14 protein-coding genes are annotated in these 10,860 nt (G+C 72.9%); 3 read left to right on the top strand and 11 right to left on the bottom strand.

Annotated elements, in window-relative coordinates; all coding sequences use genetic code 11:
- Positions 1-14 precede the first annotated feature (14 nt).
- Positions 15-533: a DinB family protein gene (locus tag IPJ78_12595; GenBank protein MBK7907380.1), complete on the bottom strand. Its 519-nt coding sequence runs from the start codon at positions 531-533 to the stop codon at positions 15-17.
- 51 nt (positions 534-584) lie between these two features.
- Positions 585-1,220 carry a hypothetical protein gene (locus IPJ78_12590; GenBank protein ID MBK7907379.1) on the bottom strand — a complete coding sequence of 212 codons (636 nt, stop codon included), beginning with the start codon at positions 1,218-1,220 and terminating at the stop codon, positions 585-587.
- Positions 1,221-1,337: 117 nt separating this feature from the next.
- Between IPJ78_12590 and IPJ78_12585 the strand changes: the two genes are divergently transcribed.
- Positions 1,338-1,709 carry an Ig-like domain-containing protein gene (locus tag IPJ78_12585; GenBank protein MBK7907378.1) on the top strand — a complete coding sequence of 124 codons (372 nt, stop codon included), beginning with the start codon at positions 1,338-1,340 and terminating at the stop codon, positions 1,707-1,709.
- On the top strand, positions 1,664-2,092 hold the full coding sequence (locus IPJ78_12580) for a hypothetical protein (protein MBK7907377.1): 429 nt from the start codon (positions 1,664-1,666) through the stop codon (positions 2,090-2,092). Before IPJ78_12585 ends, IPJ78_12580 begins: the two co-directional genes overlap by 46 nt.
- Positions 2,093-2,494: 402 nt before the next feature.
- On the opposite strand, the gene IPJ78_12575 is transcribed toward IPJ78_12580, so the two are convergent.
- Both IPJ78_12575 and IPJ78_12570 read right to left on the bottom strand, forming a co-directional pair.
- Complete coding sequence (locus IPJ78_12575) at positions 2,495-2,956, bottom strand: hypothetical protein (protein ID MBK7907376.1); 462 nt, start codon at positions 2,954-2,956, stop codon at positions 2,495-2,497.
- A gap of 3 nt (positions 2,957-2,959) precedes the next feature.
- Positions 2,960-3,175 carry a hypothetical protein gene (locus IPJ78_12570; GenBank protein ID MBK7907375.1) on the bottom strand — a complete coding sequence of 72 codons (216 nt, stop codon included), beginning with the start codon at positions 3,173-3,175 and terminating at the stop codon, positions 2,960-2,962.
- A gap of 104 nt (positions 3,176-3,279) precedes the next feature.
- Between IPJ78_12570 and IPJ78_12565 the strand changes: the two genes are divergently transcribed.
- On the top strand, positions 3,280-3,864 hold the full coding sequence (locus IPJ78_12565; GenBank protein MBK7907374.1) for a hypothetical protein: 585 nt from the start codon (positions 3,280-3,282) through the stop codon (positions 3,862-3,864).
- Positions 3,865-3,904: 40 nt separating this feature from the next.
- Here the strand turns inward: IPJ78_12565 and IPJ78_12560 are convergent, their stop codons facing one another.
- The 7 genes from IPJ78_12560 to IPJ78_12530 all read right to left on the bottom strand — a co-directional run bounded on the left by IPJ78_12560 (position 3,905) and on the right by IPJ78_12530 (position 10,766).
- The gene (locus tag IPJ78_12560; GenBank protein MBK7907373.1) at positions 3,905-4,381 is read right to left on the bottom strand and encodes a hypothetical protein; all 477 of its coding nucleotides are present in this window, start codon (positions 4,379-4,381) and stop codon (positions 3,905-3,907) included.
- A gap of 226 nt (positions 4,382-4,607) precedes the next feature.
- Positions 4,608-5,852, bottom strand: a complete 1,245-nt coding sequence (locus IPJ78_12555) for a metallophosphoesterase (GenBank protein ID MBK7907372.1) — start codon at positions 5,850-5,852, stop codon at positions 4,608-4,610.
- 7 nt (positions 5,853-5,859) lie between these two features.
- Entirely contained in the window at positions 5,860-7,047 is a 1,188-nt protein-coding gene (locus IPJ78_12550; protein MBK7907371.1) for a dipeptidase, read from the bottom strand.
- Positions 7,044-8,294, bottom strand: a complete 1,251-nt coding sequence (locus tag IPJ78_12545) for a hypothetical protein (protein ID MBK7907370.1) — start codon at positions 8,292-8,294, stop codon at positions 7,044-7,046. The genes IPJ78_12550 and IPJ78_12545 overlap by 4 nt, the downstream gene beginning before the upstream one ends.
- A complete protein-coding gene (locus tag IPJ78_12540; protein MBK7907369.1) occupies positions 8,291-8,791 on the bottom strand; it encodes a hypothetical protein in 501 nt (166 codons plus the stop codon). Before IPJ78_12540 ends, IPJ78_12545 begins: the two co-directional genes overlap by 4 nt.
- Positions 8,788-9,366: a YdeI/OmpD-associated family protein gene (locus tag IPJ78_12535; protein MBK7907368.1), complete on the bottom strand. Its 579-nt coding sequence runs from the start codon at positions 9,364-9,366 to the stop codon at positions 8,788-8,790. Before IPJ78_12535 ends, IPJ78_12540 begins: the two co-directional genes overlap by 4 nt.
- Positions 9,363-10,766: an AarF/ABC1/UbiB kinase family protein gene (locus tag IPJ78_12530; GenBank protein ID MBK7907367.1), complete on the bottom strand. Its 1,404-nt coding sequence runs from the start codon at positions 10,764-10,766 to the stop codon at positions 9,363-9,365. Before IPJ78_12530 ends, IPJ78_12535 begins: the two co-directional genes overlap by 4 nt.
- Between the last annotated feature and the right edge of the window lie 94 nt (positions 10,767-10,860).

Genomic DNA, 10,860 nt, shown 5'->3' with positions numbered 1-10,860 from the left:
GGCGGGGAGGAGGACTACGCGCGCGCGAGGCGCTCGGCGCGGTCGGGGAGGCGGAGCCAGGCGATGTAGTCGGTCGAGGGCGGCTGGTCGCCCAGCTGGCGGATCCGCATCGCGACCTGACCGCGATGGTAGGTGCTGTGGTTGACGACGTGGCGGATCAGCTCGGCGATGGGATTCGCCGCCTCCGCGCCGTTGAAGGTGCGATAGGCGATCGGCGCCGCGAGCTCGGCCGGCGACAGCGCGTCGAGGTGGGCGCGTCGCCCCTGCTCGATCGACGCGAGATGCCCGAGCAGTTCGTCGAAGCTCGCCTCGCCGACCCAGGCGGGCGGCGTCGCCGGACTCCGGCCCTGCCACCGTTCGAGCCAGATCCACTCGGCGGCGACGAGGTGGGAGAAGGTGCCGTGCAACGAGCCGAACGCGCTGTCGTCGCGCCGCCGACGGGCGGCGTCCGGGAGCTTGCGGAGCGCGTCGACGAGTCGGGCCGTGGCCCACTCGGAGTAGGCGACGAGGTCGCGGAGGTCGGGGGGCAGCACGCCTGAACTTGACCGCTTCCGGGCACCGCCGGAAGGCGTCGGATCGGGCGATCAGCGCAGCGCCGTCAGGTCCGACAGCACGGTGAAGCGCATCCGCAGCGGCACGCGATGGTCGCGTTCGATGAGGCACGAACTCAAGCCGTCCGCGATCGGCGCGCACCCGCGGCGCGTGTTCTCGGCGCGGATTCCCAGCATCGTGGACTCGATGTCCACCGCCAGCAGACCCGGCTGCGGCGTGTGGAACGTCACGCCGTTGTAGATCGAGCTCAGCGGGAGCCACGCCTGGAAGCGCCAGTTCGGTGAGGCGATCCCCGTGGGCAGGTTCCACGGCACGGCGTGCACGAAGTGCTCCTGCAGGTCCTGGATCGTCGCGTGCTCGTCGAGCGGACAGCGGAACGCGAGCTCGATGTCGCCGCGGCGCGTGACGAGGCGCAGCGAGACATAGCCGTTGGAGGCCGGGTCGGTGCACGCCGGCGTCCAGGCGGGGCGGGTCGGCGCCACCCGCGTCTCCGCGGCGGCCGCCCACTGCGCGGGATTGGCCGCGACCCAGGCCGAGATGGCCTGCTCCGCCGCCTCGACGTCACTCCCCGGCGAGAGCGGCTGCTCCGCGCAGCTCGCGACGAGCGCGACGTTCGCGACGCACGCGACCGCCAGCAGCGCGCGCCCGAGGACCCTCGGATATCCCATGCGGGGTACTACCTCCCCAGTGCGACCCACGTCACCGCGGTTGCCGACCAGCGTACCGTACCGTAATCTGGCTCGAAGCCCGCCCGCGCGCCTCGCCAACCCCCGCCCCTCCGCCGCATGCTTGTCCGCCGCCATCTCCGCGCGCTCCTCGCCGTCTGCGCGCTCGTCCTCGTGGGCGTCTCCTGCTCCAGCCCGAGCGAACCCGCCGAGCCGAGCAGCATCACGCTGAGCGCCGCGAGTTCGCCGCTCGATGCGATCGGTGCCACGCGCGCCATCGTCGCGATCGTGCGCGACCAGCGCGACAAGGTGATGGCGAACGTGACCGGCGTCGTCTGGTCCTCGAACGCGGTCGCGGTCGCCACCGTGTCGCCGACCGGACTCGTCACGGCGGCGGGCGTCGGGACCGCGACCATCACGGCGCGATCGACGGCCTCACCGCGACGGTGGACGTCACGGTCACGCAGGTCGCCGTCGCGCCGGTCGTGGTGAGCGGCAACTTCCAGTCGGCCCCCGTCTCGGGGACGCTCGGCCAGCCCATCATCGTCCGCATCACCGACCGGCTCGGCGGCGCCATGGCCGGTCAGGACGTGACCTTCGCCGTCCTCTCCGGCGGCGGCAGCCTGAGCGCCACGTCCGTCGCGAGCGACGCGGCCGGCCTCGCCCAGACCATCTGGACCCTCGGCGCCGGCACGGTCGCGCCCCAGCGCGTCACCGCGGCGGTGAGCGGCGTCCCGAACATCACGCTCTTCTCCGCGACCGCCCTTGCCGGTCCCCCCACGCAGATGCTCGTCGCGCCGGGCAACACCGCCGACGGGCAGATCGGCACCATGGGACACGGCCGTGGGCACCCTGCCGGCCGTCGAGGTGCGTGACGTCCTCGGCAACCCGGTCGCGGGTGCGACGGTCACCTTCGCGGTCACGGCGGGCGGCGGGTCGCTCACCGGCGGCACGGCCGTCACCGACGGCGCGGGAATCGCGACCGTCGGGTCGTGGACCCTCGGTGCGGGGGCCGGCGCCAACACCCTCACCGCCTCGCTCGGCGCACTCACCCCCGTGGTCTTCACCGCCAACGGCGTCGCCGACCGCTGCGCGGCCGAGGGCGCCCAGCCCATCACCATCGGTGTCACGGTCGCGAGCAACCTTGGCGCGACCGACTGCCAGGCGACCTTCACCGAAGGCACGGTCCGTTACGAGTTCTATCGCCTGACCCTCGCCTCCACCACACCGCTCGTGCTCGACATGGAGTCGTCGGCGTTCGACACCTGGCTGTCGATCTACGACTTCAACACGCTCGCGCTCATCGCCGAGAACGACGACATCATCCGCGCGACCAACACGAACTCGCGCGTCGCCGTCACGCTCAACGCCGGCACGTATCTCCTCCGGGCGCGCGGCTTCGACGGCACGCAGGTCGGCAACTTCACGCTCCTCGCCCGCGCGGCGCAGGTGGGCGTCGCCACGCGCGCCATCCCCACCACGCCCAACGGCCAGGTGGCCGCACCGGGTGCCACCACCGGCGTCGCGCCGGCGCTCACCGTCGTCGATGACCTCGGCGACCCGGTCGCCGGTGTCACGGTGAACTTCGCGACCATCGGCGGCATCGGGACGATCGGCACCACCTCGGCCGTCACCAACGCGAGCGGCATCGCGACCGCCGGCAGCTGGACGCTCGCCGCCGGCGCCAACGTCGTGGTGGCCACCGTCGTCACGCCCGGCGTGGTGACGAACAGCCCCACCATCTACTCGGCCAAGGGCAAGGCCTCGAGCGCGGGCTTCGACATCAACCTGCGCTTCGCCTCCGTCCCCACCGCGTCGCAACTCGCCGCCTTCAGCACCGCCGCGGCGCGCTGGGAGACGATCATCACGGGTGACATCGCGTCGCAGGCCTTGCAGCTGGAGGTCGGTGACTGCGGCTCCAGCTTCGCGATCAACGAGACGATCGACGACCTCGCCATCGTCGTCCTCCTCGATTCCGATCGACGGCGTCAACAACATCCTCGGCTCCGCCGGGCCCTGCGTCTCGCGCGCGGCCCCGGTCTCGTTCGCCGCGCTCGGCACCATGCAGTTCGACACCGCCGACCTCGACAACCTCCAGGCGGGCGGCGGGCTCGGCGACGTCATCCTCCACGAGATGGGCCATGTGCTCGGGATCGGCACCATCTGGGCGACCAAGGGCTTCCTCGTGAACCCCTCGCCGCTCACCGGCACCGGCAACGACACGCACTTCAGCGGCGCCAACGCCGTGGCCGCGTTCAATGCCACGGGCGGCTCCACCTACACGGGTGGCGGCAAGGTCCCGGTGGAGAACAACCAGGGCGGCGCCGGCACGCGCAACTCGCACTGGCGCGAGGGCGTGCTCGACCGCGAGCTCATGACCGGCTTCTACGACGGCGGCGTGGCGAATCCGCTCAGCATCATCACCGTGCAGTCGCTCCGCGACCTCGGCTACACCGTCGACAACGCCGGGGCCGACTCGTTCGCCTTCACGTCGAGCCTCATGGCGGAGGGGAGTCGCGAGCAGTTCACCGGGAAGATCTTCCTCGGCAACGACGTGCGGCAGATCCCGCCGATCATCGTCGATCGCCGCGGCCGTCCCATCGGAGCGCCGCCGCTCCGCCCCAAGGCGGCCAAGCCGGTGCGATAGCACCGCACGACCGTCGGCGCGCCGTTGACCGGTGCGCCGATCAGCGGCGCGCCGGCTGCAGGTCGAAGGTGAAGGTCGGCAGCACGCGCGGGCCGTGCGCGCCGATCACCTGCAGTTCGATCCGGACCGGGCGCCAGTTGCCCGGCTCCTGGTCGGCGGCGAGCGTGACCATCGGCTCGCCGGCGGTCAGTGGGCGCCAGGTGCCGGTCTCGTCCTTCACGCGCTGTTGCGTGACACCGGTCGCGTCGGCCGGCACCGCGTGCAGCGTCCAGGCGAGATTCGCCGCGACCTCCACCTGCATCGCATAGGTGGCGGTGTCCCCCTCCTGGCCGATCCGCTCCTGGTTCGTGACGCGGAAGCGGAGCCGGGGCGGGATCACCAGCCCCACGCGCACCGTGCTGCTCACGGTCCCGCGGCCGGCCTGCACCAGCGTCTGGGCGGGGAGGGCGGCGGTGAAGGCCGCGCTGGCGAGGGTCGCGCTGGCGGCGAGGGCGAGGAGTTCGAGGCGCGCTTTCATGGGGACACGTTGGGATGCGTTCCGCGCGGCTCCCATACGTCGGTCCCGTCGTGACGGCGTACTCACAGTGTGGTACGCGGCGCCGGGTGTCACGTCGTGTGAGCGAGGGCGGGAACGGGGGAGCAAGCCGGAGCCTCTCCCTGTAGTGTCGGCCGCGCGCGGCGCGCGAGCGCGCCTGAGCGCGCCTGAGCGCGCCTGAGCGCGCCGGAGCGCGCCCTGCGTTCGCCTACGGTCGCGGCGAGGGCTTCGCCTCGAGCGGCACGAACGTGCCGTCGTCCACCACGCCGTCCGTCAGGCGGTACACCGTCACGCCGCTCGGGAACGTGAACGGGCCGGCCGGCGAGTTCGACACCGTCGCCGCCCCCTGATGGAAGCGCATCACGCGGTCCCCCAGCTCGAACGCGATCCGCTCGCCGATGTGCACATGCCCCGCGAGGGCGATCGCGTACGGACGGGTCCCCACCGCGCGCATCACGTCGGCGACGTTGTTCACCGTGTGCCGGTAGGTCGTGCGCCCGTTCACCGTGATGAGCGTCGGCGCCGGCGGCGCCTCGGTGTAGCCGTTCAGTTGCTCGGCCACCGAGTAGAACGGGATGTGGTTGAACGTGATGACCGGCACGCCGGCGGGGACCATCGCGAGGTCGCGCGCGAGCCAGGCCACCTGCGCGCTGTCCACATGCCCGTGATACCACTGGTCATCGACGTCGATGGTGTTGAGCGCGACGAAATGCGCGCCCCCCGCGTCGAACGAGTAGTAGTCGGGGCCGCGGTAGGCGCGGTACATCGCACGGCCGTAGAGCGGGTGCGTGGCCTCCACGCCGGAGCGCGTGCGCTCCACGCCGAAGATCTCGTGGTTCCCCGGCACGGTGTGCACCGGCGCGCCGAACTGCGCCGCCTCGCGCGCGAAGAGCGCATAGTAGCCCGAGGCCTCCGCCTCGCCCACGCGGAGCGCGTCGCGCACGAGGTCGCCGGTGATCAGCGTGAACGCGGGCGCGAGGGAATCGACCAGCGCGCGCAGGCGCCGCGTGCGCGCGACCGAGCCGTCCTGGATGTGCGTGTCCGACGCGTGCACGAAGGTGAGCGTGCGCGGCTCGGGGGCCGGCGCGAGCGCGAACGCGAGCGTGCCCGCGTCGGCGCGCATCCACCAGGCGGACGTCGCGCGATGCGCGCGCGGCACCACCACGAACACCGCGCCGTAGCCGCCGCGCGGGAGCGTGAAGCGCCCGTCGGCGCCGGTGCGCACCACCTGCTCCTGGTTCGACACCACCACGCCGCCCAACCCGCGCTCGCCCGCGTCGCGCATGCCGTCGGCGTCGAGGTCCTCGAACACCACGCCGCTCGACGCGGTGGGCACGAGTGGTGCCGGCGACGGCGCACCCGACGCCTGCGCGGCGAGGACGCGGGCCGCGAGCGACGCAGCCGCAACGGCCGATGCCAGCGATCTCGCGAGCGAACGGGCGCGGACGGACATCGAAGCCTCAGGGCGGCAGGTTGGCCAGCAGGAAGCGGATCGCGTTCTCGCCCATCACCGCGCGGATCTCCGCCTCGGTGAAGCCGGCGTCGAGCAGGGCCTGCGTGAGCTGCGCCGCCGAGTCGCCGGCGATCGTCACCGTCGTCGCGCCATCCCAGTCGGAGCCGAGCGCGACGTGCGCGAGCCCGGCGACATCGACCGCGTGCCGCATCGCCTTCGCCACGTCGCGCGGCGAGCTGCTGCAGATGGCGCCGTCCCAGAACCCGATGCCGATGAGCGCGCCGTTCGCCGCCAGCGCGCGCAGCTGGTCGTCGGTGAGGTTGCGCGGACCGGGGCAGGTCGCCTGCACACCCACATGGCTCACCACCACCGGCTTGGTGGCCAGCGCGAGCGCCTCGCCGAACGCGGCCGGGGACGCATGCGCGAGATCGACGAGCATGCCGAGCGACTGCATCCGCGCGACGACGGTGCGGCCGAGCGGGGTGAGCCCGCCCTTCGCCTCACCGTGCGCCGAGCCGGCGACCTCGTTGTCGAAGAAGTGCGCGAGCCCGGCCATGCGGAAGCCGTGGGCGAAGAGCGTGTCGACGTTCGCGAGCTCCCCTTCGATGGCGTGCAGCCCTTCGGTGTTGAGGAAGCCGATCACCGGCCGCGCGTCGGCGTCGCCGCGCCACTCGGTGCGGAGCTGCAGCGCGGTGCGCAGGTCGGCCGCCGTGCGCACGAGCAACAGGCGGTCCGGCGCGATCGCCGCCGTCCGCTCGAGCTTCCCCGCCTGGTGCAGCGCGCGCGCCAGCAGCGACCCGTACGTCCGCGGCGGCCAGCGCGACGCCACCGCGAGCAACGTGATGTTGTCGGTCGCGGCGCTGTTGCGCTCGTAGTTCTGCGCCTTGGGCGTCTTGGTGACGGTGCTGAACACCTGCAGCGCGACATTGCCGCGCGCGAGTCGCGTGAGATCCGTGTGGCCCCGCGCGTGCGGGCCCGGGAGCCCGCGATCCCAGAGCAGGAGGTCGTTGTGCAGGTCCACGACGGTGAGCGTCGCGTGCAACTGCGCGGCGCGCGCCGTCACCGGGATGGCCGGCCCGTCGTCGACGCGGTTCATGTCGCCGTCCACGTACGCCGGCACGGCGAAGAAGAAGCTCGCGAGCAGCGCGAGCACGATCCCGACGGGAACGGGGAAGGCGCGGAGGAGCCGGATCATCGGACGGGGAAGGAGCGGACCCACTGCAACATCGGCTCGGCCGCGGCGGGCGCGACGCCCGCGCGCTGGAACGCGGCCTCGAGCCAGGGGAGCCGCTCGCGCGGCATCGCCCCGCGCGCCGCGGCCTCGTACGCCGCGAGGTACCCGAGCATGAGCGCCGGCGAGAAGGCGGCCGAGACGCGGACCGGGCTGCGGTCCTGCGCCGACACGAACGGCCCCGAGAGGTCGGTCGCGTCGGCCAGTCGGTACGCCGCGGCCACCGCGGCGGTGTCGAGCGTCGCCGTCGACGCGCCGATCACCCAGTGCGGCCCCGAGAGCATCGGCGTGCCCGCGCCCGCGGTCGCGTACTCGATGCCCATCGAATGCAGCACGACGAGCGGCCGGTCGAGCCGCCCCGCCGCCGCTTCCGTCCGCCAGAAGGCGATGATCCGGTCGGCGTTGAAGTCGAGCGTGTCGCGCGGGACGTCGCCCGAGAGATCGGGCGGGAGCGCGAGGCCGTACCGCCGCACGAGGTGCTCCACCACGTAGCCGATGTTGAGCATCGACGTGTTGACGAGGGCGACGTCGGGGCGGAGCCCTTCGGCGCTCTGCACCACGGCCGGCGGATAGGTGTCGATGTCACCCGCGGCGAGCACGATCGCGCGCGGCGGGAGCGTGCGCAGCACCCAGCGCCCATGCGCGAGCCACGACGGCGTGAGGATCCCCGACGTCCGCAGGCCCTCGAGCGCGCGACGCTCGGCCGCGCCGTCCTCGTGCCGCAGCGACTGCACCCAGAGTGACATCCACGCCGAGCCGTTGCGCGCGTCGCAGCGCACCGCCTGCTCCAGGTGCGTCACCGTCGAGTCGTCCGACTGCAGCGCCATGTGCGCGAACTGCGGGTTGTAGAGGCTGGCGACCACCTCGTGCGCGAAGCTGTGGCACGGGTCGAGCCGCAGCGCCTCGCGCGCCTCGCGCAGCGCCGTCGTCGCGTCCGTCGTGCGCCGCGCGGCATCGGCGAGCCAGGCGCGGCGCTCGGCGTCCTGCGGCCGCGCGCGCACCGCGGCATCGAGCAGCGAGGTCGCGCTCGCGAGGTCGTTCGAGAGGAACGCCTCCTTGGCGAGCGCGAACAGGTCCGGCGCGGTGGGCCCCGGCTGCGCCGAGCGTGCCGACTGCGCGGATTGCGCCGCCAGCAGCGGGGCGGCGATGAGGAGCAGCAGCGACGCGCGGGCGGCGAGCCGCAGCGGCGCGCGGAGGACGGGCGCGCTCACGGCGTGGGCGGTCCCTGCGGATGCTTCGCGCAGGCCGGCGGCTGCTCCACGCTCCACGCGAAGGTCGCGATCCGCCAGCGCCCGCCCACCTGGTACAGGGTGAGCGCGTCGACGCCGCAGTGCGACCACGCGCCGTTGACGTAGAGGTCGTACGGCATCCACACCACCGCGAGCGGTCCCGAGACGAGCGCCGTGGCACCGAAGCCCCGCTCGATGACGCCCGAGATGCTCGCCGCCCGCTGCTCGTCCCGCGTGCGCGTCGCGTAGCGCCACTCGCCCTCGCGCATCCGGGACGAGAAGGTGCGCGCCTCGGGGAGCATCAGGTCGGTGAGCGCGATGGCGTCGCCGCGGGTGATGGCCGCCAGCGCCGAATCCGCGACCGCGATCGCGGCGAGCGAGTCGGCCGCGCCGGTCGACTGCGCACGGAGCGCCACGGGCGCGAGCGCCACCGGAGCGAGCGCCAGCGCGAGCGCGAGGTGCGGGGCGAACGGGATCATCTCGGGGTTCTCCGCTGTGAGGCGATCCGCAGTCCGGCCGCCGAGTCGGCGAGGAGCGTGGCGAACCGTTTGGCGCGGGTCTCGGGGCGCTTGGCGCTCGACACCCAGTGGGCCGCGACCCGGCGATAGCCGGCGGGCTGCGCCTCCCAGAATTTCCACGCCTTGGACCGCTTTCGGAAGGCGGACAGTTCGTCAGCCGAGAGCGTGGCCGCCTTGCGCTCGAAGGCATAGACCTCCGACCGCTCCGGCGTGCGCGCCTCCCAGGCCCGCATCCCCGCCGGCGTCATCCGCCCTGCGGCGAGGAGCGCCTCGACCTTCCGGATGTTCACCGCGCTCCAGATGCTCGTCCGCTTCCGCGGCGTGAAGCGGATCACGTACGACTCCGGCGTGTGCGACTTCCGGAGGCCGTCGATCCACCCGTAGCGGAGCGCCTCGTCCACCGACTCCGGCCAGGTCATGCTCGGCGTGCCCGTGCCGACCTTGTGGTAGCCCACCCAGAGTTCGGTCGCGCTCGCATGGTGCGTCGCGAGCCAGCGCCCGAACGCGGCCGCCGTGGCGAAGAAGGTCGGATTCACGGCGCGATCCGCTCCCGCACGGCGGGGGGCACCCACGAGCCCAGCCACTCCCGCGCCACGCGCCAGGCGCGCCCCGCCGCGAAGCCCGCCACCGACGCCAGCTCCTCCACGCTCGGCTCCACCTCCTCGCCTAGCGACCGCAGGATCCGGCTCCGCATCCGCATCACCACCGGCGTCCCGATCTCCACCGCGTTGAAGTACGCGTCGTAGCGCGTCCCCACGCCCTCGATGAGCGCCGCCGTGCGCGCGAAGTAGACGAGGTCGCGCGGCAGGATCACCGGGAAGTCGTAGAGCGACTGCATCACGCGGTCGGCGAGCATCGTCTCGATCCGCTGCTGCGTGGTGCTGCGCGTGCTCGCCATCGCCACGAGCAGTTCGGCCAGCCGCGCGATCTCCGTCGGGTCGGCGCCGGGCGCGATGAGCCCGAGCGCGTAGAAGCCCTCCATCACCGCGGCCGGGTCGCGCCGGATGCTCGCGAAGACCGTGCGGATGAGCTTGAGCCGCAGCTCCGGCGGCACCCGCACCATCATCCCGAAGTCGAGCAGCACGAGCCGCCCGTCGGGGGAGAGCAGCAGGTTCCCCGGGTGCGGGTCGGCGTGGAAGAGCCCGTCCACGAGCATCATCTGCACGTAGACCTCCATCACGAGCCCCGCGAGCCGTCCCGCGTTCACGCTCCCCGGCACCAGCTTGTCCACGCGCTGCCCTTCGATGAACTCGAGCACGAGCACCCGCTGCCGCGTGAGCTCGTGCATGATCTCCGGGATGACCACGCGCGGGTTGGAGACGAAGTTCGCGCGCACCTCGCTCGCGTACTCGCCCTCGAGCCGGAAGTCCATCTCCTCGCTGATCCGCGCCGCGAACTCCTCCACGAGCGACTGGAAGCCGAGGATGTGCGGGCTCGGCCACCGCCGCGCCGCCCAGGCCGTGATCGCGCGCGCCGAGACGAGGTCGCGCGCGACCATCTGCTCGATCCCCGGCCGCAGCACCTTCACCGCGACGTCGCGCCCCTGCCACCGCGCGCGGTGCACCTGGCCGAGCGAGGCCGCGGCCACCGGCACCGGGTCGATCGACTCGAACACGCGCTCCGGCTCCATGTGGTACGCCGCGACGATCTGCGCGCGGATGGCGTCCCACGACACCGGCGGCACCTGGTCGGTGAGCTTGCCGAGCGTGGAGAGGTACGGCTCCGGGATGAGGTCCGCGCGCGACGCGAAGACCTGCGCGAGCTTCACGAACGTCGGTCCGAGGTGCGCGATCCGCGACACCAGCGCCTCCGCCCGCGCCCGGTGGAACGCCGGCGTGCGCGGCAGCGGACCGCCCCACCAGAGCCAGCGGCGCCGGTCGCGGAGCAGGGAGATGACGAAGGGCCCGAGGGCGAGGACGATCCGGAGGGTGTGCACCTGCACTGAACGTTACAGCCCCCCGGTTCGAGCCAGTACCCCGGGTCCTGCCGTTTCGGCATATTTCACTGGCAGGACCCTACTTCAATACCAA

The sequence above is a fragment of the Gemmatimonadota bacterium genome (assembly GCA_016714015.1).
Taxonomy (GTDB): domain Bacteria; phylum Gemmatimonadota; class Gemmatimonadetes; order Gemmatimonadales; family Gemmatimonadaceae; genus Pseudogemmatithrix.
This window is presented reverse-complemented; position numbering and strand designations above follow the sequence as displayed.